Below are 25,565 nucleotides of genomic sequence, written 5' to 3'. Positions count from 1 at the left end.
AAAAGCCACAAAGCGCCCGGGGCGGCCCGGTGGCGGTGCAACGTCCACGAAATAGAGATCCTTCTGAGTCCCGGTTAACCCACCGTCGGCGGGTTGTCCGGTTACGGTGGGGCCGTGAGCGAGTGGACACCGAACCGCCGTCCATCTCTGGCCGGGCGACTCGCCCGGCTGGGCTTCACCGACACCGCACGGGCCGAGAGCCTGCTGGCCGACGCCGAGCGCGAGTCACAGGTCGTCCTCGACGACGACCTGTTCGACGCGCTGGGCGCCACCGCCGACCCCGATCTGGCCCTCCGGGGGCTGCTGCGCCTGCTGTCCCGGCTGGACGCCGCCGAACGGGCCGCCCTGGCCGGCGACGGCGAGGCCCGGGCGCACCTGCTGGCCGTGCTCGGGGTGAGCGAGGCGCTGGGCGATCACCTGGTGCGCCATCCCGAGCACTGGCGGGTCTGGTCCGTCGGTGGAGCGGTCCAACGTCCGTCGGCCGAATCCCTGCGCGGTGACCTGCTGCGGGCCGTGGGCGCCGATCCGGCCGACCCCGGTCCCCGGGCGGCCGAGCCCGGCACCGACACGCTGGTGGCGCTGCGGGTGGAGTACCGCCGGCACCTGCTGCGCCTGGCCGGCCGGGACCTGATCGGCGTCGCCGACGTGAGCGAGGTCGCCGCCGAACTCGCCGACCTGGCCGCCGCGGCGCTGGAGGCCGGGCTGGCCGTGGCCCGCGCCGAGGTCCCCGAGTCCGACAGCTGCCGGCTGGCGGTGATCGGCATGGGCAAGTGCGGCGGCCGGGAACTCAACTACGTCAGCGACGTCGACGTGATCTTCGTGGCCGAGGCGGCGCCCGGCCAGGCCGAGGACCGCGCCCTGCGCACCGCCACCCGGCTGGCCTCGGCGGTGATGCGGGCGTGCTCGGCCAGCACCCCCGAGGGGGCGCTGTGGGAGGTCGACGCGGCCCTGCGCCCCGAGGGCAAGGCCGGCCCCCTCGTCCGTACCCTCGCCAGCCACCGGGCCTACTACGAGCGCTGGGCCAAGACCTGGGAGTACCAGGCGCTGCTGAAGGCGCGCCCGGTCGCCGGCGACGCGGAGCTGGGCCAGGCCTACCTCGACGCGCTGACCCCCCTGGTGTGGAAGGCCGCCGCGGGGGAGGACTTCGTCGAGGACGTCCAGGCGATGCGCCGCCGGGTCGAGGCGCACCTGCACCAGCGCACCGGCGAGGCCGACCGCCAGCTCAAGCTGGGCCCCGGCGGGCTGCGCGACGTGGAGTTCGCCGTCCAGCTCCTGCAACTGGTGCACGGCCGGGGCGATGACCTGCTGCGCCAGGCCGGCACCCTGGACGCGCTGACCGCCCTCTCCCAGGGCGGGTACGTGGGGCGCGACGACGCCGCGGTGCTCACGTCCGCCTACCGCTTCCTGCGCAAGGTGGAGCACCTGGTCCAGCTGCACCGGCTGCGCCGCACCCACCTGGTGCCCGACGACGACGAGGGGCTGCGCCGGCTGGGCCGGGCGCTCGGGCTGCGCACCGACCCGGTGGGCGAGTTCAGCGCGCTCTGGCGGCGGCACGCCCGCGAGGTGCGCCGCATCCACGAGAAGCTGTTCTACCGGCCGCTGCTGCGCGCGGTGGCCCGGCTGCCCGAGGACGAGGCGCGGCTCAGCCCCGAGGCGGCCCGCACCCGGTTGACGGCGCTGGGGTTCAACGACCCGGCCGGGGCGCTGCGGCACATCGAGGCGCTGACCGCCGGGGTCTCCCGGCGGGCCGCGATCCAGCGCACGCTGCTGCCGGTCATGCTCGGCTGGTTCGCCGACGCCCCCGACCCCGACGCCGGGCTGCTCGGCTTCCGGAAGGTCAGCGACGAGCTCGGCACCACCCCCTGGTACCTGCGGCTGCTGCGCGACGAGGTCACCGTGGCCGAGCGGATGGCCTGGGTGCTGGCCTCCAGCCGGTACGCCACCGACCTGCTGCTGCGCGCACCCGAGGCGGTGGCCATGCTCAGCGGTGAGCAGGCCGGCCCCGGCGAGCCGGTGGAGCGCACCACCACCCCCGGAGCCGAGCTGGTGCCGCGCCCGTTCGGCACGCTGCGCACCGAGGCGCTGGACAAGGTGCGCCGGAACGTCGACGCCGGCAAGGGGGCCGGGGCGTCGGCCGAGGATGCCGTGTCCGCGGTCCGCGCGCTGCGCCGCCGCGAGCTGTTCCGGGTGGCGGTGGCCGACCTGCTGGACCTGGTGGATGTGCCCACCGTGGGCGAGGCGCTGACCGACATCGCGACGGTCACGATCGAGGCGGCGCTGCGGGCCGCCACGCACAGGATCGAGCTGGACCGCGGGAACCCGCTGCCGACCCGGCTGGCGATCGTGGCGATGGGCCGGTTCGGCGGCCACGAGCTCGGCTACGGCAGCGACGCCGACGTGATGTTCGTGCACGACCCGCTGCCCGGCGCCGACGACCGGGAGGCCGCCACGGCCGCGCACGCGGTCGCCGAGGAACTGCGCCGGCTGCTCGCCCTGCCCGCCGCCGACCCGCCGCTGGAGATCGACCCCAACCTGCGCCCGGAGGGCCGCCAGGGCCCGCTGGTGCGCACGCTGGCGTCGTACGCCGCCTACTACGCGCGCTGGTCGGCGCCGTGGGAGAGCCAGGCCCTGCTGCGGGCCGACCCGATCATCGGGGACCCGGACCTGAGCGGGCGGTTCCGCACCCTGATCGACCCGATCCGCTGGCCGGAGGATGGCATCGACGACCGGGCCGTCCGCGAGATCCGGCGGCTGAAGGCCCGGATGGAGTCCGAACGGCTGCCCCGCGGTGTCGAGCGCCGGCTGCACACCAAGCTCGGCCCGGGCGGCCTGTCGGACGTGGAGTGGGTCGCGCAGTTGCTCCAGTTGCAGCACGCCCACGAGGTGCCAGGGCTGCGCACCACCCGCACCCTCGCCGCGCTCGACGCGGCGGTGGCGGCGGACCTGCTGGACGCCGCCGACGCCAAGGTGCTGTCGGACGCCTGGTGCCTGGCCACCCGGATCCGCGGGTCGATCATGCTGGTCCGCGGCCGGGCCTCCGACCTGCTGCCCACCGACCACCACAAGGAGCGGTCGGCGGTGACCCGGGTGCTCGGCTACCCAGGCACCGGTGATCTACTGGAGGACTACCGGCGGCACGCCCGCCGCGCCCGCGCGGTGGTCGAGCGGGTCTTCTACGGCGCAACCCCCTGATTTCGCCGCGTAGCACGACATATCCCGCATATCCTGCCCAGGAGTGATCACCAGCCCCACCCTGCCCATTTTGCCGGCCTTGCCCACTGTTCCCGCCGACCATCCTGGAGACCTCAGCCGATGTCCCGCGAGGCGGACCAGGACGCCGACGCGCAGCAGGACGGGGATACCCTCCCCACCCCACCAGCGCCCCCTCATCCGGATCACGAAGCCAAGGACGAGACGGGTGCCGATGCGCAGCGAGGCGAAAAGGGAGCGGCGCCCGCGCCGTCTGGACTGAGGAGCGGTGAAGATCGTGAGGAACGAGCGATCTTCACCGCGACGAGGGAAGACGGCGCGCCGAAGGCGCCGCGACTCGCGAGCGAAGCGAGCCAAGCAAACAGGGCGCCGCGACAAGCGCGAGGAACGAGCGCCAAGCCAACACAGCGCGCCAGGCAAACACAGCTCCCGCTCTTCCTGGCTTTGGTCCTGGTCGTGCATCTGCCGGTGTTCCTGCGGGAGGTCTGGAACGCCGACGAGGCGTTCGTCGCCGTCCAGGCGCGGGCCTTGGACGGGGGAGCCGGCGGGTTCTACGAGATCGTCGCCGACCGCAAGCCGCCGTTGCTGCCCGCGCTCTACCTGCTGGTGCACCAGCTGGCCGGGAACGCCACCGTCTGGGTGATGCACGGCCTGGCGCTGGCCGCGCACCTGGCCACCGCGCTGCTGCTGGCGGCCGCGGCCCGGGGCCGCTGGGGCGGCCGGGCGGGTCTGGTGGCCGGGCTGCTCTACGTGGTGGGCAGCGCCGGCCTGTCGCCGGAGGACGCGCAGGCCGCCAACTTCGAGGTCTTCGCGTTGCCGGCCGTCGCGGCGGCGGTGCTGCTGGCCGACCGGCGCCGGTTCGCCGCGGCGGGTGGCGCGGCCGCGGTCGCCGCCCTCACCCTGCAGGCGGCGGGTGGTGTGCTGCTGCCGGTGCTCTGGCTGGCCTGGCGGGCGGCGGGGCGGCGGGGCGTGCTCTCGGCCGGCGGGGTGTTCCTGGCGGTCGTCGGGGCGGCGGCGGCGCGGGTGGGCTGGGCGGACTTCTGGTTCTGGGTGGTGTTCGGCAACGGGGGCTACACGAACGTGTCCGGCGCGTGGGACCGGGTGGCGCTCCGCGGCCTGGGCGGCCTGGGCATCTTCCTGCTGGCCAACCTCGGCGCGGTGCTGCTCGCGGGAGCGGATCGTGCCCGGCGCGGCCGGGGGGATCTCTGGCTCTGGCTGGTGGTCGCCGTGGCGGGGGTCTGCACCAGCCTGCACTTCTTCGGCCACTACTTCCTGTTGCTGCTGCCGCCGGTGGTGCTGCTGGCGGCCCGCGCCGCGGCGACGCGCCCGCGGCTGCCCCTGGCCCCGCTGGGTTACGGGCTCACCGCCGCGGCCGTCTTCGTGGCGCTGGCGCTGGTGTGGCCGGCGGGTAAGGACCGGCATGCCGAGTTGGTCGCCGAGCGGGTACGGGCCCGTACGGAGCCGGGGGCGGCCATTCTCGTCTGGGGGATGGACCCGCGGATCTACTGGTGGTCCCGGCGGCCGGCGGCGACCCGGTTCCTGTCGGCGGGATTCATGACCAACTTCGGCGGGGGCCGCGACGCGTCCCGGGTGGGGGAGCGGTTCGCGCCCGAGGGGGTGTGGCGGGACTTCGAGGCCGACCTGCGCCGCCGTCCGCCCGCGCTGGTGGTTGACGACTCGCGCGGCGCCCCCTACGCGCCCGACCGGATCGGCCGGTTCCACCGGTACCTCCTGGCGGGGTACCGGCCGGTGGAGGTCGTGGACGGCAGCGTGCTGTACGCCCGTCAGCCGGCGGCCGCCGGCGCGGCCGCCCGCCTCCGGTAGACGACGAGCCCGGCGATCCCCGTCGCCTGGCAGGCCACCAGCAGTCCCGCCCCGGCGACGGCGTCGAGGATGAAGTGGTTGGCGGTGCCCAGGATGACCACGACGGTGACCACCGGGTACGCCACGGCCAGGACCTTGACCCAGGTGCGCCGGACGATCGCCAGCACGGCCAGGCAGCACCACAGCGACCACGCCGTGTGCAGGGACGGCATGGCCGCGTACTGGTTGGATACGGTCGCCACCGGCGAGGAGTCGTACAGTCCCCAGGTGTTGAAGGCGATCACCGTGTCGACGTAGCCGGGCAGCATCCGCGGCGGGGCGAGTGGGAAGAACCAGAACCCGATCAGCGCCGTCACGGTGGTGGAGAACAGCAGCCAGCGGTAGGTGACGTACCGGCTCGGGTGCCGGACGTACAGCCAGAGCAGCACGCCGGCGGTCACCCCGAAGTGCAGCGTGGCGTAGTAGTAGTTGGCCGCGACGCCCAGCCAGTGCACGTCGACGAAGAACCGGTTGACGGCGAGCTCGATGTCCAGGTGCAGGGCCCGCTGCGCTTCCAGCAACTGGTAGGCCCGCTGCACCGACCCGGCGTGGTCGGAGGGGACCAGGTTGCGGACGAACGAGTACGCCACGTAACAGACGGCGATGAGCAGGATCTCAGCCCACCAGCGGGGACGTCCGGCGCCTCCGACCGGTGTGGTGACGCTCGTCTTGGCGGCGGGGGCGACCGCGGACCTGACCATGATCCATAGACTCTCAGACGTGAAGGGGGTGAACGCTGGGAGAAGATGCCGAGTCGGTCACAATCCGCCCGGGTGTATTGGGTATTACGGCCTTTTTCCGGTACAGCAAGAACGCTCCGATAAGTGCCAACCCGACCAGGGCGAATCCGGCGGCGGCGTCCAGCACGTAGTGGTTGGCGGTCGACAGGATGACGAGCACCGTCACCACCGGGTAGAGCGCGCCGAGCACCTTGACCCAGCGGCGTCCGGCGAGGAGCACCAGGACGAGCCCGCACCACAGTGCCCATCCCGCGTGCATGGAGGGCATGGCCGCGTACTGGTTGGCGAGTGCCCCGGAGGCGTCGCTGGAGTACAGGCCCACCGAGTGCAGGACCACCACCGGATCGACGTACCCCTCGCCGGACAGGAAGCGCGGCGGGGCCAGCGGGTAGAGCCAGAAGCCCAGCAGCGCCAGCGCGGTGGCGGCCATCAGCGCCGTGCGCAACCACCGGTAGTGCGCGGGGCGGTGCCGGTGGACCCAGACGAGCAGGGCCAGCGTGACGGCGAAGTGGGCCGTGGCGTAGAAGAGGTTGGCGCCGCGGGCCAGCCAGGGCATCCCGAGCAGCGCCTGGTTGAGCCCGAGTTCGACGTCGATACCGACCGACCGCTCCAGGGCGAGGATCTGGTGGGCGTGGCCGAACGCCGAGGAGGTGCCCATCCGGTTGATCGCCACCCGGATCAGGGAGTAGGCGATGTAGAAGGCCGCGATCAGCAGGATCTCCCGCCGCAGCGGCGGCGCGGAGATCGGCCCGCGCGGTACGGGGCGGGTCGCGGGCGAGATGGGTGGAGCGCCGGCTGTGCCGTGGTCCGCGGCGACGACGGCGGCTTGTACGGGCATGACCTTTATCTTTGCCCCGCATTCACCTCCGTGTGATCACCGGGGCGGACGGTCTTCACCTCAGACCTGAGTAGTACGACCCTGGGGTAAAAAGGGGGCCTTACGGGGGATACGACTCGGGGTCTGGGGTATCTGAGTGCCCGCTGAGCTGCGCGGACCTGCTCAGGGACGCCCCCACTCCGGGGATGGGACGCCCGCGCCTTCGCCCGCGGTGACCTCCTACCACAGGAGGATCGCCGCCTCAGATCTTGCGAGAGACCTTCGTCCGAGCGCCCGGCCGTTCCCCGCCCGCCACGGCGCCGATCGCACGAAGAAGGCCGCCGACCGCGCCCTGAACGGACGAACGGCCGACGGCCTTCCTCACGAGCCTCACGAGCGGCGCGCCCCGCCCGGGGCGCGCCGTCGATCACACGTCGTAGTAGAGCTCGAACTCGTGCGGGTGCGGGCGGAGCCGGATCGGGTCCAGCTCGTTCTCGCGCTTGTAGCTGATCCAGGTGTCGATCAGGTCCTGGGTGAAGACGCCGCCCTCGAGCAGGAAGTCGTGGTCGGCCTCCAGCGCGTTGAGCACGGCCTCCAGCGAGCCCGGCACCTGCGGGATGTTGCGGGCCTCCTCGGGCGGCAGCTCGTAGAGGTCCTTGTCGACCGGCTCGACCGGCTCGATCTTGTTCTTGATGCCGTCGATGCCGGCCATCAGCATCGCCGAGAAGGCGAAGTACGGGTTGCAGGACGGGTCCGGCACCCGGAACTCGATGCGCTTGGCCTTGGGGTTGGAGCCCGTCAGCGGGATCCGGATGCAGGCCGAGCGGTTCCGCTGCGAGTACACCAGGTTGACCGGCGCCTCGTACCCCGGCACCAGCCGGTGGTAGGAGTTGACGGTCGGGTTGGTGAAGGCCAGCAGCGCCGGGGCGTGCTTGAGCAGGCCGCCGATGTACCAGCGGGCCGTGTCCGAGAGCCCGGCGTAGCCGACCTCGTCGTAGAACAGCGGCGAGCCGTCCTTCCACAGCGACTGGTGGCAGTGCATGCCCGAGCCGTTGTCACCGAAGATGGGCTTCGGCATGAAGGTGACGGTCTTGCCGGCCGCCCGGGCGACGCTCTTGACCACGTACTTGTACAGCATGAGCTGGTCGGCGGTGGTGAGCATCTCGCCGAAGCGGAAGTCGATCTCGGCCTGGCCGGCGGTGCCCACCTCGTGGTGCTGCATCTCGACGGTGATGCCGACCTCGATCAGCTTCTCGACCATCTCCGACCGCAGGTCGGTGTAGTGGTCGGCCGGCGGGACGGGGAAGTAGCCGCCCTTGTACGGGGTCTTGGAGCCCAGGTTGCCGCCCTGCTCCTCGCGACCGGTGTTCCACGCGCCCTCGATCGAGTCGAGGTAGTAGTAGCCGGCGTTCTGCTTGGTCTCGAAGCGCACGTCGTCGAAGATGTAGAACTCGGCCTCCGGGCCGAAGTACACCGTGTCGGCGATGCCGGTGCTGCGCAGGTAGTCCTGCGCCTTCTTGGCGACGTTGCGCGGGTCGCGGCTGTACGGCTCGCCGGTCAGCGGGTCGTGCACGAAGAACGAGATGTTCAGGGTCTTGTGCTGACGGAACGGGTCGAGCACCGCGGTGGTCGGGTCCGGCAGCAGAAGCATGTCGGACTCGTGGATCTCCTGGAAGCCGCGGATCGACGAGCCGTCGAACATGAGACCGTCGGTGAAGACGTTCTCACCGAAGTTCTCGGCCGGGAACGTGAAGTGCTGCACGGTGCCCGGCAGGTCCACGAACCTGCAATCGACGAACCGCACTCCCTCGCTCTCGATATAGCTCAGGACCTCTCCGGCGCTGCTGAACATCCAACCTCCTTGGGGCGCTTTTTTGGCGTATAGGACGCTATGAGGTGGCCGTTTCTCTGCCGTGTCCCATGTGTTTCGCCTGTGTTACGAGGCGTTTTTCGTGGGCAAACGGAGCGTTCACCCACCTGTTCGGCGGTGTCGCGGCCCGGGGAGTCCCTCACCCGGACTCTACCGTCCGGTGCGGGCCGATACCGTGGTCCCATGGGTAGTGGTGGCGAACGGCGAGAGGCCGAGCGGTCGCGCTGGACCGGATCGTGGCTGGGCGGAGTGCGCTCGGCCGGAGTCGACCTGGGATATCCGGGGGAGCGGCTCGGCCTACCCGAGAAGGGCCCGGGCTCCGTGGCCGGGTACGGGCGGCGGCTCGTCGCGCTGCTGGTCGACCTGCTGCTCGCCGCGGTCGTGGCCGCCTTCCTGGCCCGCACCTTCGAGTGGAGCGGCCAGATCCGGAGTTGGACGTCCACCGGAGTGTTCGCCCTGGAGGTGTGGCTGCTCACCGGGCTGCTGGGAATGAGCATCGGCAAGCGGCTGTGCGGCATCCGGGTGGCCCGGCTCGACGGGCGCCCGGTCGGCCTGGGCTGGTCGCTGGTACGGACGTTCCTGCTGCTGCTGATCGTCCCCGCCCTGCTGTGGGACCGCGACAGCCGCGGCCTCCACGACCGGGCCGCCAACACCGTCGTGATCAACAGTGTTTAGAACGTTTCAGGGTTCGCGTCTGCGGATTGTGGAGTCTTCGATCACCAAACGTCGGGTGATCGTGTCCTCTTCGTAGAAGCGTTCGTAGCCGGCGTAGCAGCCGAAGTCGCTGTTGGCCCGGGAACCCAGCCAGTCGAGTAGCCGGTCCACGTGCTGGTACTCGTCGGGGTGTAGTTCCTGGCGGGTCGTCAGGGCCCAGCCCTCGGTGCGGGGCTCCAGGAGGGAGAACAGCGCTCCGCCGAGCCTCCAGGCCGCACCTCGCCGGGCCAGGACCGGGCGTGGCGCGTTTTCCACCCGCCAGTCGCCGTTGTCGTCCACCTCGGCCTTCCCGTTCTCGTCCAGGACGACTTCGGGGAAGTCGGTGAGGATCGTCAGTTCCGCCGGCTGCGGGCCGAGGCCCAGGTGCCAGCGCAGCTCGGCGAGCTCGGCCGCCGAGAGGACGGGGCGGAGGTTCAGCGTCAGGAAGAAGTCGTAGAAATCGCCCATGCCGGGACCGTACAGCCCGGCACCGTCACCGGTGGGCGAGAGCGACGACCCCGCCGGATGCGGTGGCTAGCGGGGGCGGGGCTTGGGGGCCTTGGGCATCCGGGTGCCCTTGGGGATGGGGCCCTTCGGCATCTTCATCGTGGCCGGGAGCGCGCGCAGCCGGTCGTTGAGCTCGATGACCTGGGCCTTGGTGAGGTTGCGAGGCAGCTTCATCAGGTGCCGCTGGAGCTTGCCGACCGGGACCTGGCCCTCCTCCTCGCCGACCTGGACGTCGTAGATGGGCACCTGCTGGGCGGCCCGGGCGATGCGCTTCTTCTCCGCGCCCAGCAGCGGACCGACCCGGGAGGACGGACCCTCGGAAACGAGGATCACGCCGGGCCGGCCCACCACCCGGTGCACCATGTCGAGGTTGCGGTTGCCGCCGACCGCCTCGGTCACCGTCCAGTTGCCGCGCATCTGCTTGAGCACCGCGGCGCCGGCCCCGGGCTGGCCGGCGATCAGCTTGAACTGCGTGCGCTGCGCGAGCTGACCGAAGACGATCAGGCCGACCGCGAGCGCCATCATCACACCCAGCGGAATCCAGAACCACAGCCCGCCGAACACCAACCCCAGCACGACACAGAGCACCAGGGCGGCCAGCGCGGACCCGAAGACGATGGGGAGCGCCTTGCGGTCGGCCTGGTGCAGCACCCGGGCGACCATACGGATCTGCTGGAGACGACCGGGGTTGCCCTGAGAGCCGGGAGCGGGGTTGTTCGCCATGGCTCTCACAATAGTCCGATCAGGGGGGTTACAGCGTCTCGCGGGCGGCGATCGCCTGCTGGTACAGCCGCCCGGCGCGGTAGCTCGACCGCACCAGCGGGCCCGACATGACCCCGGCGAACCCGATCTCCTCGGCCTCGGCGGCCAACTCGACGAACTCCTCGGGCTTCACCCAGCGCTCCACCGGGTGGTGCCGCGGGGTGGGCCGCAGGTACTGCGTGATCGTCACCAGCTCGCAGCCCGCCTCGTGCAGGTCGCGCAGCGCCTGCGAGATCTCCTCGCGGGTCTCGCCCAGCCCCAGGATGAGGTTGGACTTGGTGACCAGCCCGGCGGCCCGGGCGTCGGTCAGTACCTGCAGCGACCGGTCGTACCGGAACGCCGGGCGGATGCGCTTGAAGATCCGCGGCACCGTCTCGACGTTGTGCGCCAGCACCTCGGGCCGCGCGTCGAAGACCTGGGCCAGCAGGGACGGCACCCCGTTGAAGTCGGGGATCAGCAGTTCCACGCCGCAGCCCGGCACCGCCTCATGGATCTTGCGCACGGTCTCGGCGTACAGCCAGGCGCCCTGGTCGGGCAGGTCGTCGCGGGCCACCCCGGTCACCGTGGCGTAGCGCAGCTCCATCGCGGCCACCGACTCGGCCACCCGGCGCGGCTCGTCGGGGTCGTACTCGGCGGGCCGGCCGGTGTCGATCTGGCAGAAGTCACAGCGCCGGGTGCACTGGTCGCCGCCGATCAGGAAGGTGGCCTCGCGGTCTTCCCAGCATTCGTAGATGTTGGGGCAGCCGGCCTCCTGACAGACCGTGTGCAGCCCCTCGCCCTTGACCAGTTTGGTGAGCTCCTGGTACTGGGGGCCCATCTTCAACTTGGTCTTGATCCATGGAGGCTTGCGCTCGATCGGGGTCTGGCTGTTGCGGGCCTCGAGCCTGAGCAGCTTGCGGCCCTGCGGGGTCACTGCAGTCACCCGTCCAGGTTACGCCGCAGGCAGAGCCGTCCGCCCCCCGCGGTCGGGGTCGCCGACGTGATGGTGAGCACCCCGCGCCCGGCCGGTGGCGGCCCGGTCACGGTACGGCGCCGGGCCCGTAACGATCAGAGCGGATACTCGGTCTTGAACGGCCCGATTACCGTGTTTCCGCCCATCGTGGCCCAGGATCTCTCTAGGGTGACAGGCTGTCGTAGCCGTACCCAGAGAGGGATCACCCGTGAGCCTGGAACTGTCCTACCTCAGGCTGCCGCCGACGATCGAGGGCGTCGGGGGCCAAGGCGGCGGTGAGCCGGATGATCCGAGCCGGATCGCCCAGGCAGTGTTCGGCACGCCCGACTGGCGGCGGCGCCAGCCCGCCGACCGGATCCTCAACCTCGGCCGCAACTGGCAGATCCTGCACTACCTGATCACCGGCGACCCGTGGGACGGCAGGCTGCCCGCCGCCGACGTCGTGTGCGGCGGCAGGCTGCTGACCGAGGACGGTGCCGACAAGCTCGGCATGGACGTCATCTACCTGGACCCCCACCGGGTCAAGCAGGCCGCCGACCACCTGGCGACCACCCCGTTCCAGACCGGCCGGTTCGACGTCGCCACGATGATGGAGGCGGACGTGCAGGACGCCGGCGCCCTCACCCAGTCGGCCCGCGACGAGGTGTTCAAGCCCGCTTACCACGCCGTCAGCGACTTCTACGCGGCCGCCGCCGCGGAGGGCCAGGCGATCTACAAGGTGATGGGCTGACCCGCCTTACCGGGGTCGGCCGGCCGGGTCGATCTGGGCGCGGGTGCGATGGAAGGTCTCGGCGGCGCCCAGCGCCTTGGCGAGGTGCCGTTCGACCAGGGGCACCGTCTCGGCGACGGTCACCTGGCGGCCGAGCTCGCGGGTGAGCGAGGTCGAGCCGGCATCGCTGATCCCGCAGGGGACGATGCGGTCGAACCAGCTCATGTCACAGTCGCAGTTGAGCATGAAGCCGTGCATCGTGACCCCGCGGGAGACCCGCACGCCGATGGACCCGATCTTGCGGTCCGGAGTGCCGGGCACCCAGAGCCCGCTGCGCCCCTCGACCCGCACGGTCTGGAGGCCGAACTCGGCGCAGACCTGCATCATCATCTCTTCGAGCCGGTGGACGTAGTCGAGCACGTCGATGGGGTCGGGGAGCTTGACGATCGGGTAGCCGGTGAGCTGGCCCGGCCCGTGCCAGGTGATCTTCCCGCCCCGGTCGACGTCGATCACCGGCGCCCCCGGGTCGGTGAACGGCCGGTCCAGCGCCCCGGTGCGCTTGCCCGCGGTGTAGACGGGCTCGTGTTCCAGCAGCAGTACCGTGTCGGGAAGCTCGTCGGCCGCCCGCCGCGCGTGGGTGCGGCGCTGCAGCTCCCAGCCGGCCGGGTAGGGGACGGCGCGCTCGCCGAACCCGGCATGGACGTAGATCAGTTCACGGACGCCCAGGTCCGCTTCGCGCACGTCAGTCACGATGTCCAGCTTAGGCCCCGGCCAGCGGTTTCGACCGGGCGGTGCCGGAGCCGGTGCCAGGGCCCGGTGTCAGGGCAGGGTCAGCAGCCGGGGCTCGATCGGGGTCTCCTTGGCGTGGCCCGTGCCGTCGGGCTCGACCCGGTAGGCGCCGCCGGTCGCGCCGGACTCGCGGCGGTAGGACACCGCCTGGACGAACTCGGTGCCCACGTAGTGCAGCCCGACCCCCTCGTCGGCCGCGTACCCGCCGGGCAGCGTGCCCTCCCCGATGAGCCGCTGGAGCAGCGGCCGGCGGGTGGGCTCGCTGTCGTAGTGCACCCCGCACGAGTAGGGGAGCAGCCCCAGCCCGTCGGTCAGCGGGCGCAGCTCGGGGCCGAAGGAGTCGGTGTTGCCGCCGACGTGCCAGCACAGCGCGCCGGCGCTCTGCCCGGTCAGCACGACCCCCTGCAGCCACGCGTCGCGGAGGATCTCGTCCAGGCTGTGCAGCCGCCACAGCGCCAGCAGGTTGGCGACGCTTCCGCCGAAGACGTACACCAGGTCCTGGGCCAGCAGGTGCGCCCGCGGATCGGGGACGTTGGGCATCGGGAACAGGGCCAGGTGGCTGACCTCCGCGTCGAGCCCGGACAGCGCGGCGTACCCCCGGGCGATGTACTCGGCGCCGTCGCCGAGCGCGGTGGCCAGGAAGCACACCCGTGGGCGATCTTGGCCGGTGAGGTCCAGCGCGTACCGCAGCAGCGGGCTGGGCGACAGCCCGTAGCGGCCGTCGGAGAGGAAGCTGCCGCCGCCGATCGCGAGGATGTGCGGCTGCCCGTCAGTGCTCATACATCGCTCCTAGCTGCTCGTTCACCTAAGTGTCACCGTAGGGCTACGGAACGACCGCAGGTGTGCTTTTCCTGATATCCCCAACGGTATGGCGCGGTGCACGGCCGGCTGCACAACCGGCTGCACGATCGGCCAGGTCAGCCGGGCCGGGCCAGGAATCGTAGGGCCTCCTCCAGCCGGGGGTGCCGGAAGGCGAACCCGGCCTCGGTGAGCCGGCGCGGCAGCACCCGCTGGTCGATCAGGAGCGCCTCGTCGGCGAAGTCGCCGAGGGCGGTGCGCAGCGCGAATCCCGGCACGGCGAAGAACGCCGGCCGGCGCACGGCCCGGCCCAGCGCCCGGGTGAACTCGGCGTTGGTGACCGGTTCGGGGGCGGTCAGGTTGACCGGGCCGTCGAGTTCGCGGTCGATGAGGAACCGCAGCGCGGCGATCTGGTCGGGCAGCGAGATCCAGCTCATCCACTGCCGCCCGTCGCCGATCCGGCCGCCGAGTCCCAGCCGGAATATCGGCAGCAGTCGCTTGAGCATCCCGCCCTCGGGGGTGAGGACGACGCCGATCCGCGGCAGCACGACCCGGATGCCGGCCGCGGTGGCGGGCCGGGTGGCGGCCTCCCACTCGCGGACCAGGTCGGCGAGGAAACCGTCGCCCTGCGGCCCGTCCTCGCCGACCTCGCGGCCGCCGGTGTCCCCGTAGTAGCCGATCGCCGAGCCGCACACCAGCGTTCTGGGCGGGTCGTCGAGGCCCGCCAGCGCCTCGGCGAGGGTGCGGGTGCCGACCACCCGGCTGTCGCGGACCTGTTTCTTGTGCTTCTCGCTCCAGCGCCGGTCGCCGATGCCGGCTCCCGCCAGGTGGACCACCGCGTCGGTACCCGCCAGGGCGGTGGCGTCGACGTCTCCGTAGGGGTCCCAGCGTGCCTCGTCGGGCCCGTCGGGCCGGCGGCGCACCAGCCGCACGATCTCGTGCCCGTCGGTGCGCAGCGACCGCACCAGGGCGGAGCCGATGAGCCCGGTCGAACCGGTGATCGCGATCTTCATCCTGCCACCTTAGGGAGGGTCCGGCGCCGGGCCAAGGTGCCCGTGCCACGAGTGTGGACACGGGAGAGCCCCGTCGCCGGGTACGGCGACGGGGCTCTCGGCGATGCTCAGAGGCCGAGTTCGGCCTCGAAGTTGCCCTCTTCGAGACGGCTCTTGATCGTCGTGAGGAAGCGGGCGGCGTCCGCGCCGTCGACCAGCCGGTGGTCGTAGGTCAGCGCGAGGTAGACCATCGACCGCACCGCGATGACCTCGCCCAGGTCGGGGTCGTCGATCACGGCGGGGCGCTTCACCACGGCACCGGTGCCCAGCATGCCCACCTGAGGCTGGTTCAGGATGGGCGTGTCGAACAGGGCACCCCGGCTGCCGGTGTTGGTCAGCGTGAAGGTGCCGCCGGTCAGCTCGTCGGGGCTGACCTTGTTGGTGCGGGTGCGCTCGGCCAGGTCGGCGATCTTGTGCGCCAGCCCGGCCAGGTTGAGCTGCCCGGCGTCCCGGATGACGGGGACGATCAGGCCCCGCTCGGGGACGTCCACCGCGAGGCCGAGGTGCTCGGCGTCGTGGTAGGTCACCTCGTTGGTCTCGCTGTTGATGACCGCGTTGAGCTTCGGGTGCGTCTTCAACGCCTCGACCGCCGCCTGCGCGAAGAACGGCAGGAACGACAGCTTGACGCCCTCGCGCGCCTCGAAGTCGGCCTTGGCCCGCTGCCGCAGCCGGGCGACCTTGGTGACGTCGACCTCGACCACGGTGGTCAGCTGGGCCGACACCTGGAGCGACTCGACCATGCGGCGGGAGATGGTCTGCCGCAGCCGCGACATCTTCACGGTCGTGCCGCGCAGCTGGGCGGCCTCGGCCGACGGGGCGACCGGAGCCGGGGCGGGGCGCGCCGCGGCGGCCGGCGCCGCCGGAGCGGCCTGGGGGACGGGCTGGGCCTGCTGGCGGGTGCGGGCCGCGTCCAGCACGTCCTGCTTGCGGATGCGACCGCCCACGCCGGTGCCGGTCACCTCCGCCAGGTCGACCTGGTGCTCGGCGGCCAGCTTGCGCACCAGCGGCGTGACATAGGGGCTCTCGCCCGCGGGCTCGGCCCGCTCGGGAGCCGGCGCGGCGGCGGGGGCCGGGGCCTGCTGCGGCTGGGGCGCGGGCGGCTCGGGCCGTGCGGGTGCCGCGGGCGGCTGCGGCGCGGCCGGCGGCGGCCACGAGGCGGGCGGCGGGGGCTGCGGCGCGGCCGGCGCCTCCTCCTGCTGCGGCTGCTCCTGCTGCTCCTGCTGCTGGGCGGGAGCGGCAGGGGCCGCGCCATCACCCTCCTGGGAGATGACGGCGAGCTCGGCCCCGACCTCGACCGTCTCGTCCTCGGCGACCGTGATGCTGGCCAGGACGCCCGACGCGGGGGAGGGGATCTCGGTGTCGACCTTGTCGGTCGACACTTCCAGTAGCGGCTCGTCCGTCTCTACGGACTCGCCTTCCTTCTTCAGCCACCGGGTGACAGTGCCCTCGGTGACACTCTCGCCCAGCTGGGGCATGGTGACGGAGACCGGCATGGCTCTCAACGACTCCTTCGAATACCGTGCGGGCGATCAGCCGTGCACGTGCAGGGGCTTGCCGGCGAGGGCGAGGTGTGCCTCCCCGACGGCTTCGGACTGGGTCGGGTGCGGGTGGATCAGCTGCGCCACCTCGGACGGCAGCGCCTCCCAGTTGTAGATCAGCTGACCCTCCGTGATGAGCTCACCGACCCGGGCGCCGACCATGTGGATGCCAAGGACCCGGCCGTCCTTCTCGGCGATGACCTTGACCTCGCCCTGAGTGTTGAGGATCTTGCTCTTCGGGTTGCCGGCGAGGTCGTAGGTGACCTCGGTGGTCTCGTGCCCGCGCTCCCGGGCGATCGCGCTGGTGATGCCGACCGAGGCGACCTCGGGGTCGGAGTAGGTGATCCGCGGCACGCCGTCGTAGTCGATCGGCGCCGGGTTCAGCCCGCCCAGCCGCTCGGCGACCAGGATGCCCTCGGCGAAGCCCACGTGGGCGAGTTGGAGGGTGGGGATCAGGTCACCGACCGCGGAGACCGTCGGGACGCTGGTACGGCAGTACTCGTCCACCTTGACGAAGCCGCGCTCGGTCTCCACACCGACCTCTTCGAAGCCCAGCTGCTCGGAGACCGGGCCGCGGCCGACGGCGACCAGCAGCAGTTCGGCGTCGATCGTCTTGCCGCCCTCCAGGGTGATCGACACCCCGCCGTCGGTCGGCTTGGCGCTCTCGAACCGGCTGCCCAGCTCGTACTTGATGCCGCGGCGGCGGAAGGCCCGCTCCAGCCGCTTGGAGCTGCTCTCCTCCTCCAGCGGCAGCAGGTGCGGCAGCGCCTCGACGATGGTGACCTCGGCGCCGAACGAGCGCCAGACACTGGCGAACTCGACGCCGATCACGCCGCCGCCGAGGATGACCACCGAGGAGGGGATGCGGTCGAGTACCAGCGCGTGGTCGCTGGAGATGATGCGCTCGCCGTCGATCTCCAGACCGGGCAGCGACTTGGGCGCCGAGCCGGTGGCCAGCACGACGTGCCCGCCCTCGACCACGTCGGTCGAGCCGTCGGCGGCGGTGACGGTCACCTGGGTCGGGCCGGTCAGCCGGCCCTCACCCTCGATGATCGTGATGCCCTTGGACTTGATCAGCCCGGTGAGGCCCTTGACCGTGGTGGTGACCACCTTGTCCTTGTAGGCGTGCACCCCGGCGATGTCGACGCCGTCGAAACTGGCCTTGACGCCGAACGTCGCGGCCTCGCGCGTCTGGTCGGCCACCTCTGCGGCGTGCAGCAGGGCCTTGGTCGGGATGCACCCGCGGTTCAGGCAGGTGCCACCCAGCTTGTCGCGCTCGATCAGCGCGACCGTCTTCCCTAGCTCTACGGCCCGCAGCGCGCAGGCGTAGCCGCCGCTGCCACCACCTAGGACGACGATGTCGAAGGGGCCGCTGTTCGCCACTGGACGCTCCTTGCTCTTTCGGTTCGCGCCTTCGGCGGGACGGGTCTCGTTCCCGCCTGCAGGCATCTTTTCACTTGTCAGGGACGGTCGAGGACCGGCTCACAGGGTTCCGGCGGCCAATTCCTCGGCCACCGCGACCAGAGTGCGGGTCGCGGCGCCGGTGCCGCCCTTGGACGTGTAACCGTACGGCTCGCCCTTGTGGAAGGCGGGCCCGGCGATGTCGAGGTGCGCCCAGCGCAGCCCGTCCGCGACGAACTCGCGCAGGAAGACACCGGCCACCAGCATGCCGCCCCACCGCTCACCGCTGATGTTGGCGATGTCGGCGACCGCGGAGTCCAGGCCCTTGCGCAGCTCGTCGGGCAGCGGCATCGGCCAGGCCGGCTCCCCGGCCAGGCCCGCCGCCGCCACCACCTTGTCACGGGTCTCGTCGTCGTTGCTCATCACCCCGGTGGTCCGGGTGCCCAGCGCGACCAACTGCGCGCCGGTCAGCGTGGCCACGTCGACGACGAGGTCGGGGGCGTCCTCGGCCGCGCGGACGAGGGCGTCGGCCAGTACCAGGCGGCCCTCGGCGTCGGTGTTGAGGACCTCGACGGTCTTGCCGCCGTAGATGCTGATCACGTCCGAGGGGCGCTGGGCGGTGCCGCTGGGCATGTTCTCGGCCATCGCCATGTAGCCGACGACGTTGACCGCCGGGGCGAGCCGGGCGATCGCGCGCAGCGCGCCGAGCACCGCGCCCGCGCCGCCCATGTCGGACTTCATCCAGTCCATGGCCTCGGCGGGCTTGAGCGACAGGCCACCGGTGTCGAAGGTGATGCCCTTGCCGACCAGGACGAGGGTCTTGGTGGCACCGGGGTGGGCGTAGGCCAGCCGGACCAGCCGGGGCGGGTTGACCGAGCCCTGGCCCACGCCGGTGAGGCCGCCGTAGCCGCCCTCGGCCAGCGCCTTCTCGTCCAGGACCTCGATCTCCAGGCCCTCCTCCTCGGCGACCTTGCCCGCGATCTCGGCGAAGTCGACGGGGGTGAGGTCGGCGGGCGGGGTGTTGACCAGGTCACGGACCAGGGTCACCGAACCGGCCAGCGCCCGGGCCCGGTCGATCGCCGCCGCGTGCTCGCCGGCGCCGGCCACGATGACCTCGGAGACCGGGAGCTTCTGCTCGCCGGTGCGGTACCGGGTGTAGGAGTAGTTGCCCAGCAGCGCGCCGAGCGCCACCGCGCCGGTCTCCTCGGCGGTGCTGGCGGGCAGGCCCAGCGCCACCCGGGCGCTGCCGGCCAGCGACCGGACGGCCGCACCGGCGGCCCGCCGCAGCGTCTCGGCGTCGGGCGACTCGCCCAGCCCGCAGGCCACCAGGACAGGGGCGGGCAGGGCACCGAGGGTGGGCAGCTTGGTGACCTCGCCGGCCTTGCCCGTCGCCCCCAGCGCCGCGAGGGCCGGGGCGAGCCCGCTGTCGAAGGACTGCTCCACCCGGTCCGCGGCCACGATCCGGACTCCGGAGTCGGCGGGTACGACGCCGATCACGATCGCGTCGACGCTCAGGGTGGTCGGGTCGGCACTGTCAAGGCTGATGGTCGTCACGTAGCCCGATGCTAGTCCCCTCCCATGACCGGTTTCGCCCTTTCGATCAAGCCTTGCCCTTGCTCGGGTATGGGGACCGTCACGGTCGGGCTTCCGGCGGTCTTTTCCGGGCCGACCAGGATCGACGGCCTCAGGACAGTGCGGCGAGGACGAGAAGGGCCGCGGTGGTGGCGGTCTCGACGAGGGCGCCGAGGACGTCTCCGGTGACGCCGCCCAGCCGGCGCTGCGCGTGGCGGCGCAGCGCCTCGGCGGCGGCGAGCCCCGCGGCGACGGCCGACCCGGCGGCGAGGGCGGCCCCGGCTCCACCGAACAGCCCGCCGAGCCCGGCCGCGACCGCGAGCACGGCGGCGGTGGCGGCGGCCGCCGCCCGGGGCCGCACGGAACCGGCCACCAGGGCGCCGAGGCCGTCCGGCCGGGCGGCAGGCACTCCCGCACGGCAGGCCCAGGTGATCGCGAGCCGCCCGGTCATGGTGGCGATAATCACGGTTGCCGAGGCGTGCGCGGCCTCGGTCAGCGCCGTGACCTGGATCGCCAGCACGAAGATCAGCGTGACGACGCCGAACGGCCCGATGTCGGACCGCTTCATGATCTCCAGCGCGGGGGTGGCGTCCCGGCCGGAGCCCAGCCCGTCGGCGAGATCGGCCAGCCCGTCCAGGTGCAGTGCCCGGGTGAGTACGGCGATCACCGCCACCGCGAGCACGGCCCGCAGCGGTGCGGCCGGCCCGAGCGTCCCGCCCGCGGCCAGCGGCACGGCGGCGGCCGCGCCGACGACCAGACCGGCCACCGGGGCCAGCGCCATCGCCCGGCCGGCGATGGCCCGGTCGACCCGCCCCGCGCGTACCGGGAGGACGGTCAGCAGGCTGATCGCCAGTCGCAGCCCGTCGCCCCGCGGAGCAGGGACGCTCACAGGTCGAGCACCCGCCCGGCCACGACGAGCGCGGCCTCCTCGGATTCGGCGGCGAGCCGCTGGTTGAGCCGGCCCAGCAGGTCGGTGAAGATACGGCCCGCCCGGGTGAGGGCCACCGGCGCGAGACCGACCTCCTCGCTCACCGCCACCACCCGCGCCCGGGCGCCCCGCCATGCATCCACGAGTTCGTCGATGCGGGACGCCGCGGCCGAGGGGTCGTCCCAGCCGCCCGCCTCGTCCAGTACCGCGGTCAGCCAGCCGCCGATCCCGTCGATGAGCACGGCGCCGCGGGCGGTCTCCAGCAGTCCGGGCAGGTCGGTGGTCTCCACGGTGCGCCACCAGGCCGGGCGGCGCCCGCGGTGGGCGGCGACCCGCGCCGCCCACTCCGCGTCGCCGGGGCGCGCGCCGCCGGTCGCCGCGTAGGTGACGTCCGGGTGGGCCATCAGGCGCAACTCGCCCTCGGCGGACTTGCCCGACCGGACGCCGCCCAGCAGCAGGGTGCGGTACGGCCCCGCGGCCGGTCGCCGCCACCAGCCGAGCCGGCGGGCGAGCTCGGCCGGCGGCAGGCGGTGGCCGGTGTGCACGGCGTGCACCGCGGTGGCCGGACCCACCGCACCCGTGCGGCGGAGCAGGCCCAGATGCTCCGGGACGCCGGCCAGGTCCAGCAGCACCGCGTCGTAGGGCTGGTGGGGCCCATGGGGCGGGCCGGCCGCCGGCTCCGGCCGGTCGCCCGGCCCCCCGGCGGCCAGGACGAGCCCGCCGCCTGGCGCGCGCACCTCGTGGCCGCCGGGCACCGGGCGGCGCGGGCACTCCTGGGCCGGCACGCCGTCCAGCAGCACCCGGAGGGGTTCCGGCCGCCCGCCCGCCGCCCGCGCCCGGGCGCAGGCGGCGCAGCGGCAGTCCGGCTCCGGTGGGCCGTCCCCGTGTACCTCGATCTTCACCGGCGGCACTCTAGGACGTGTCCACCCGGCCTTCGCGCCCGCCGTCCCGATACGCTCGCAGCCGACGGAGGAGGAGACGCATGCCGTGGAGCTGGCGCCTGGAGAAGGCGGACGGGACGTTGGCCGAGCAGGGGGGCCTGCCAGACGAGACGTTCACCACCCAGGCCGACGCCGAGACGTGGCTGGGCGAGAACTGGCGGGAGCTGCTCGAGGGCGGGGCCGACCAGGTGACGCTGCTCCAGGACGGCGTGGCCGTGTACGGCCCGATGAGCCTGCATCCCGCCGGCTGATCAGGGACGGCTGCGCGGGCTGGTCGTCTCGGCCGGGTCGCGGACGACGGAGTCGCCGAGCACCTCGTCGATGCGCCGCATCAGCTCGGCGTCGAGCTTGACCCCCGCCGCCTTGACGTTGTCGTGCACCTGCTCGGGCCGGCTCGCGCCCACGATCGCGGACGAGACGTTGGGGTTCTGCAGCACCCACGCCACCGCGAGCTGGGCCATGGTCAGCCCCGCCTCGTCCGCGATCGGCTTGAGCTGCTGCACCCGGGTGAGCAGGTCGTCGTTGAGGAAGCGCTTGACGAAGTTGGCCCCGCCCTTCTCGTCGGTGGCGCGCGAGCCCGCCGGCGGCGGCTGCCCCGGCTGGTACTTGCCGGTCAGCACGCCCTGGGCGATCGGCGACCAGACGATCTGGCCGATGCCCTCCTTCTCGCACAGGGGCACCACCTCGGGCTCGATCACCCGCCAGAGCATGGAGTACTGCGGCTGGCTGGAGACGATCCGGTCGAAGCCCATCTGCTCGGCGATCTCCAGCGCCCGGGCGATCTCCTCGGCCCGCCACTCCGAGACCCCGATGTAGAGGACCTTGCCCTGGCGGACCAGGTCGTCGAAGGCCCGCAGGGTCTCCTCCAGCGGCGTGGAGTAGTCGAAGCGGTGCGCCTGGTAGAGGTCGACGTAGTCGGTGCCCAGCCGGCGCAGCGAACCGTGGATCGACTCGAAGATGTGCTTGCGCGACAGACCCCGGTCGTTGGGGCCGGGCCCGGTCGGCCAGAAGACCTTGGTGAAGATCTCCAGACCCTCGCGGCGCTGCCCCTTCAGAGCGTCGCCCAGCACCGCCTCGGCTCGTGTCCCGGCGTAGACGTCGGCGGTGTCGAACGTGGTGATGCCCTCGTCGAGGGCCGCGTGCACGCAGGCGCGGGCGGCGTCCGCCTCGATCTGGGAGCCGTGGGTGAGCCAGTTGCCGTACGAGATCTCGCTGATCTTGAGACCGCTACGGCCCAGGTGACGAAATTCCATGATCTCGACCCTAACGGTAGAGGTCAGGCGCTTTTGTCACCGCCCAGGGGCACCTGCGGGGCGGGCATGCGGAGCCGGCGGATCTGCATGGCGCGCATGGCCGCGTACAGGCCCACGCCCTTGTGGTCCTCGCCCGGGAACCGCTCGGCGGCGAGCTTCTTGACCCGCCGGGAGATGAGCAGGCCCTCGACGAGCACGCTGCCCAGCAGCACCGGCGGCAGGAACAGCACGAGCAGCCTGGTGAAGATGAAGGGCAGGAAGCTGACCGCCACGATGACGAACATCGACCACATCAGGTACGAGCCGAACGTGCGCCGGGCATCGACGTAGTCGCGGGCGAACTTGCGCACCGGGCCCTGGTCGCGCTTGAGGAGGTACTTCTCGTCGCCGCGGGACATGCCCTCGCGCCGCTTCTCCCGCTCCCGGGCCTGCCGCTCGCGGACCTGGCGGTACGCCTGCTTGCGGTCCCGGGGGGCGGTGATGGGCTGGCGGCGGCGCTTCTCGGCTTCGCTGCGCTTGGGCGTGGGACGGCCCTTGCCGCCGGGCTTGACGATGACTTCGGCGGCCTGCTCGGCGGGGGACTGTGCGCGACGTCGGAACACGGAATCAGGGTACCGTCCGGACCGCGCCGCCCGGCCCCGCGACGGGACCGGGCGGTCCGGACGGTACGGGGTCACCGGGCGGGCGCGGCCTTGGCCGTGTCCACGTCGTCGATCCGGCGGCGCCGGGTCCCGCGCGGGCCCGCGGCCAGCAGCAGCCCGCCCGCCAGCGCCGCGACCCCGACGAGGAGGAGCAGCAGCGGGCCGACCGTCTTGACCATGGAGATCTCCCGGGCGGTCGAGTTCGCCCTGTCGACGGCTTCCTGCCGGGTGGTCGGCGCCGACTTCAGGTTCATGTCGGCGACGACCAACTGGCCGCGGCCGTCCAGGGTGCGCAGCGTGGTCTGGGTCTTCTGCTCCTGGTTGACGATGATGCCGCTGCGGGGGTCGACGTAGTAGGTGTTCTCGGACCGGTAGACGCGGTTGGCGGTCACCGAGCCCTCGCCCAGGCCGAACATGCCGCCCGGCAGCCCCGGCATCTGCAGCAGCGGGGTGTCGGTGATCCGCATCACGAAGCGGTAGGTCTTGACCCCGTTGACCTCGGCCTCGCCGGAGTAGACGGCCGGCCAGTCCAGCCGGGTGACCGGGTCGAAGATCCTGTAGGTGGTCTTCTCGATACCGCCGATCGGCCAGTTCAGGCGCCCGCCGGGCCGGTGGCTGCTGTCCTGGGGGGTGCAGCAGCGCAGGATCGTGAAGTCGGTGCGGTTGATGCCGGTGCGCAGGGAGCGGAAGTCGACCGTGCCCTGGTTGGCCAGGTCCTCCACGACGACGAAGGTGTCGTAGACCACCATGTCGTCCTTGGCCGCGCGCACGTCACCCCGGGTGGTGATCGTGGTGGTGAGCGTGACCCCGGTCCGCGGTTGCAGGGCCCGCGCGTCGAAGTAGGTGGCGTTCTCCGCCTGGAGGGTGCTCTTGGAATAGTAGTTCTTCGGTGCCGTGACCAGTTTCGGAGCCGCGTAGAACTTGAGGAGCGCGGCGAAACTGATGAGGAACACGCCGAATGCGATCAGGGCTATGCCGAGGGCGCGTCGCATCATGTCTCCTTACTCGAAGGCGGCCGTCCCGAGTGTGATCGGTGGCACACCTCAACATGATGAGCCCACGTAGGTCTAGATGTCGATCACGATTGAGGGCGCAATCGTAATGGACTGCCCCCTCGATTGGGAGAGGGCACAGTTCCGGTACGGAGTTGTAATGGCCGTCTGGTCACGGTCCCCGCCGCGGTGGCAGCATTACTCCCCCCGCAGGATCCCGGAGGTCGCCGTGACGGTCCGAGAACTCGCGCACGACAGGGCAGACAAAGAGGTCATGAGAAGGGCGGTGCGGAGGCTTTCCACCCGCCTTCCGGAGGTCACCGACCGGCTGGTCGCGGAGATCCTCGACGACGAGGAGCGGGAGTGCTCGGCCAGGCTCCGCCGGGACCTCTGGCAGGCGTGCCGGTCCGGCCTGGAGCGCGGGATCCAGTCGATCCTCGACCCCGACAACGGGCGCGCCGACCTGCGGTGGGCCGAGGCGGTGGGGCAGTGGCGCGCCGAGCAGGGGCTGCCGCTCGACTGGCTGCTGCGGCTGTACCGGGTGGGCGGCTACGTGTTCTGGCAGAGCGTGGTCGAGATCGTCAGCGCGGAGGACCCCGAGCACGTCCCGGCGCTGGTGCGGTACGCCGCCCAGACGTGGGAGGCGATCGACCAGCAGTCGACGGCGGCCACCGAGGCCTACCACCGCACCGAGTACGACCTGCTGCGCCGCAGCGAGGAGCGGGTGAACGCCGTGCTCGACGCGTTGCTGGAGGGGCGGGGCGACGGTGGTCTGCCGGCCGCCGCGATGACGGTCCTGGGGCTGCCCGCGCAGGGCCGCTACGCGGTGGTCGTGCTGGCGGAGGACGTGCCCGTCCGGCCCGCTCCGTCCCTGCCGCATGCCGGTACCGGTCTGCGGTTCATCTGGCGGGTGCGTGCCGACGGCACGGTGGGCCTGGTCAGCATGGGCGGCGCCGGCCTTGACGAGCTGGCCGCGGCGATCGGCGGGCGGATCCAGGGGAACGCGGGGATCAGTCCGGTGGTCGGCGACCTCGCCGACGTCGGCCGGGCACGCTGGCTGGCGGAACTGGCGCTGCGCACATGCACCGCGGCGGGCGCGGAGGTCGCCCGGCTCGACCGGCGGCTGCCCGGCGCGCTGGTCGTCTCCCAGCCGGACATCGCCCACCACCTGCACCGGGAGGTCTTCGGCTCGTTCGCCGGCCTCGAACCGGGGCTCCGCGACACCCTGATCGAGACGCTCGCCTGCTGGCTGGAACTCGACGGTTCGACGGCGGAGGTGGCGCGCCGGCTGTACTGCCATCGCAACACCGTGCTCAACCGGCTGCGCCGAATCGAGCAGCTCACCGGCCGGTTGCTCGCCCGCCCGGCCGATCTGGTCGAGATCACGCTGGCGCTGAACGCGCTGCGGCTGGCGGAGGAGATCGCCGAGCCCGCGGGCGGCCACTGAATCCGCCGTGCGGAGCGGCTCATGAAAAGCCGGGAAGAGTCGAATCCGGTTGACGCGGGGCCGGAATTTTTGGTGGGCGCGACGGGAATG

23 protein-coding genes are annotated in these 25,565 nt (G+C 72.2%); 6 read left to right on the top strand and 17 right to left on the bottom strand.

Annotation, left to right across the window (positions count from 1 at the left end; translation table 11 throughout):
- The first annotated feature begins 114 nt into the window (after positions 1-114).
- Positions 115-3,192, top strand: a complete 3,078-nt coding sequence (locus DPM19_RS21985; protein ID WP_111869854.1) for a bifunctional [glutamine synthetase] adenylyltransferase/[glutamine synthetase]-adenylyl-L-tyrosine phosphorylase — start codon at positions 115-117, stop codon at positions 3,190-3,192.
- A 474-nt stretch (positions 3,193-3,666) separates the two neighbouring features.
- Complete coding sequence (locus DPM19_RS21975) at positions 3,667-5,034, top strand: glycosyltransferase (protein WP_111869852.1); 1,368 nt, start codon at positions 3,667-3,669, stop codon at positions 5,032-5,034.
- Here DPM19_RS21975 and DPM19_RS21970 read toward each other — a convergent pair.
- From DPM19_RS21970 to glnA, 3 genes are all read right to left on the bottom strand, one after another.
- Positions 4,995-5,774, bottom strand: coding sequence for a phosphatase PAP2 family protein (locus DPM19_RS21970; RefSeq protein ID WP_111869851.1), 780 nt, complete (start codon positions 5,772-5,774; stop codon positions 4,995-4,997). The two genes, DPM19_RS21975 and DPM19_RS21970, sit on opposite strands and share 40 nt — an antisense overlap.
- A gap of 13 nt (positions 5,775-5,787) precedes the next feature.
- The gene (locus tag DPM19_RS21965) at positions 5,788-6,651 is read right to left on the bottom strand and encodes a phosphatase PAP2 family protein (RefSeq protein WP_233510630.1); all 864 of its coding nucleotides are present in this window, start codon (positions 6,649-6,651) and stop codon (positions 5,788-5,790) included.
- Between the two features lie 406 nt (positions 6,652-7,057).
- Positions 7,058-8,482: a type I glutamate--ammonia ligase gene (gene glnA, locus DPM19_RS21960; protein WP_111869850.1), complete on the bottom strand. Its 1,425-nt coding sequence runs from the start codon at positions 8,480-8,482 to the stop codon at positions 7,058-7,060.
- A gap of 201 nt (positions 8,483-8,683) precedes the next feature.
- Here glnA and DPM19_RS21955 point away from each other — a divergent pair, with 201 nt between their 5' ends.
- Entirely contained in the window at positions 8,684-9,175 is a 492-nt protein-coding gene (locus tag DPM19_RS21955) for an RDD family protein (RefSeq protein WP_111869849.1), read from the top strand.
- A 6-nt stretch (positions 9,176-9,181) separates the two neighbouring features.
- Here the strand turns inward: DPM19_RS21955 and DPM19_RS21950 are convergent, their stop codons facing one another.
- From DPM19_RS21950 to lipA, 3 genes are all read right to left on the bottom strand, one after another.
- Positions 9,182-9,661, bottom strand: a complete 480-nt coding sequence (locus DPM19_RS21950; protein WP_111869848.1) for a hypothetical protein — start codon at positions 9,659-9,661, stop codon at positions 9,182-9,184.
- Positions 9,662-9,727: 66 nt separating this feature from the next.
- Positions 9,728-10,423, bottom strand: coding sequence for a DUF4191 domain-containing protein (locus DPM19_RS21945; protein ID WP_111869847.1), 696 nt, complete (start codon positions 10,421-10,423; stop codon positions 9,728-9,730).
- A gap of 28 nt (positions 10,424-10,451) precedes the next feature.
- A complete protein-coding gene (lipA, locus tag DPM19_RS21940) occupies positions 10,452-11,384 on the bottom strand; it encodes a lipoyl synthase (protein ID WP_199485215.1) in 933 nt (310 codons plus the stop codon).
- A 238-nt stretch (positions 11,385-11,622) separates the two neighbouring features.
- Between lipA and DPM19_RS21935 the strand changes: the two genes are divergently transcribed.
- Entirely contained in the window at positions 11,623-12,144 is a 522-nt protein-coding gene (locus DPM19_RS21935; RefSeq protein WP_111869845.1) for a DUF1877 family protein, read from the top strand.
- A 6-nt stretch (positions 12,145-12,150) separates the two neighbouring features.
- Here DPM19_RS21935 and lipB read toward each other — a convergent pair whose 3' ends face one another.
- The 8 genes from lipB to DPM19_RS21895 all read right to left on the bottom strand — a co-directional run bounded on the left by lipB (position 12,151) and on the right by DPM19_RS21895 (position 21,103).
- Positions 12,151-12,873: a lipoyl(octanoyl) transferase LipB gene (gene lipB, locus DPM19_RS21930; protein ID WP_407642565.1), complete on the bottom strand. Its 723-nt coding sequence runs from the start codon at positions 12,871-12,873 to the stop codon at positions 12,151-12,153.
- A 69-nt stretch (positions 12,874-12,942) separates the two neighbouring features.
- Entirely contained in the window at positions 12,943-13,692 is a 750-nt protein-coding gene (locus tag DPM19_RS21925) for a Type 1 glutamine amidotransferase-like domain-containing protein (protein ID WP_111869844.1), read from the bottom strand.
- 137 nt (positions 13,693-13,829) lie between these two features.
- A complete protein-coding gene (locus DPM19_RS21920; protein WP_111869843.1) occupies positions 13,830-14,723 on the bottom strand; it encodes a TIGR01777 family oxidoreductase in 894 nt (297 codons plus the stop codon).
- 107 nt (positions 14,724-14,830) lie between these two features.
- Positions 14,831-16,255 carry a 2-oxoglutarate dehydrogenase, E2 component, dihydrolipoamide succinyltransferase gene (sucB, locus tag DPM19_RS21915; protein ID WP_111869842.1) on the bottom strand — a complete coding sequence of 475 codons (1,425 nt, stop codon included), beginning with the start codon at positions 16,253-16,255 and terminating at the stop codon, positions 14,831-14,833.
- A gap of 36 nt (positions 16,256-16,291) precedes the next feature.
- Positions 16,292-17,683, bottom strand: coding sequence for a dihydrolipoyl dehydrogenase (gene lpdA / locus DPM19_RS21910; protein ID WP_199485214.1), 1,392 nt, complete (start codon positions 17,681-17,683; stop codon positions 16,292-16,294).
- A gap of 99 nt (positions 17,684-17,782) precedes the next feature.
- The gene (locus tag DPM19_RS21905; RefSeq protein WP_111869840.1) at positions 17,783-19,255 is read right to left on the bottom strand and encodes a leucyl aminopeptidase; all 1,473 of its coding nucleotides are present in this window, start codon (positions 19,253-19,255) and stop codon (positions 17,783-17,785) included.
- A gap of 130 nt (positions 19,256-19,385) precedes the next feature.
- A complete protein-coding gene (gene cobS / locus DPM19_RS21900; RefSeq protein ID WP_233510629.1) occupies positions 19,386-20,162 on the bottom strand; it encodes an adenosylcobinamide-GDP ribazoletransferase in 777 nt (258 codons plus the stop codon).
- Positions 20,159-21,103: a bifunctional adenosylcobinamide kinase/adenosylcobinamide-phosphate guanylyltransferase gene (locus DPM19_RS21895; protein WP_233510628.1), complete on the bottom strand. Its 945-nt coding sequence runs from the start codon at positions 21,101-21,103 to the stop codon at positions 20,159-20,161. The genes cobS and DPM19_RS21895 overlap by 4 nt, the downstream gene beginning before the upstream one ends.
- Before the next feature lie 80 nt (positions 21,104-21,183).
- On the opposite strand from DPM19_RS21895, the gene DPM19_RS21890 reads away from it, so the two are divergent.
- Positions 21,184-21,393: a hypothetical protein gene (locus DPM19_RS21890; protein WP_111869838.1), complete on the top strand. Its 210-nt coding sequence runs from the start codon at positions 21,184-21,186 to the stop codon at positions 21,391-21,393.
- Here the strand turns inward: DPM19_RS21890 and DPM19_RS21885 are convergent, their stop codons facing one another.
- The 3 genes from DPM19_RS21885 to DPM19_RS21875 all read right to left on the bottom strand — a co-directional run bounded on the left by DPM19_RS21885 (position 21,394) and on the right by DPM19_RS21875 (position 24,031).
- Positions 21,394-22,395, bottom strand: a complete 1,002-nt coding sequence (locus tag DPM19_RS21885) for an aldo/keto reductase family protein (RefSeq protein ID WP_111869837.1) — start codon at positions 22,393-22,395, stop codon at positions 21,394-21,396.
- Between the two features lie 23 nt (positions 22,396-22,418).
- Positions 22,419-22,997, bottom strand: coding sequence for a DUF3043 domain-containing protein (locus DPM19_RS21880; RefSeq protein ID WP_111869836.1), 579 nt, complete (start codon positions 22,995-22,997; stop codon positions 22,419-22,421).
- 71 nt (positions 22,998-23,068) lie between these two features.
- Complete coding sequence (locus tag DPM19_RS21875) at positions 23,069-24,031, bottom strand: DUF3068 domain-containing protein (protein WP_111869835.1); 963 nt, start codon at positions 24,029-24,031, stop codon at positions 23,069-23,071.
- 283 nt (positions 24,032-24,314) lie between these two features.
- Between DPM19_RS21875 and DPM19_RS21870 the strand changes: the two genes are divergently transcribed.
- Complete coding sequence (locus tag DPM19_RS21870) at positions 24,315-25,475, top strand: PucR family transcriptional regulator (RefSeq protein ID WP_233510627.1); 1,161 nt, start codon at positions 24,315-24,317, stop codon at positions 25,473-25,475.
- The last annotated feature ends 90 nt before the right edge of the window (positions 25,476-25,565 follow it).

This window comes from Actinomadura craniellae (genome assembly GCF_003289645.1).
GTDB classification, from domain to species: Bacteria; Actinomycetota; Actinomycetes; order Streptosporangiales; family Streptosporangiaceae; genus Actinomadura_D; species Actinomadura_D craniellae.
This window is presented reverse-complemented; position numbering and strand designations above follow the sequence as displayed.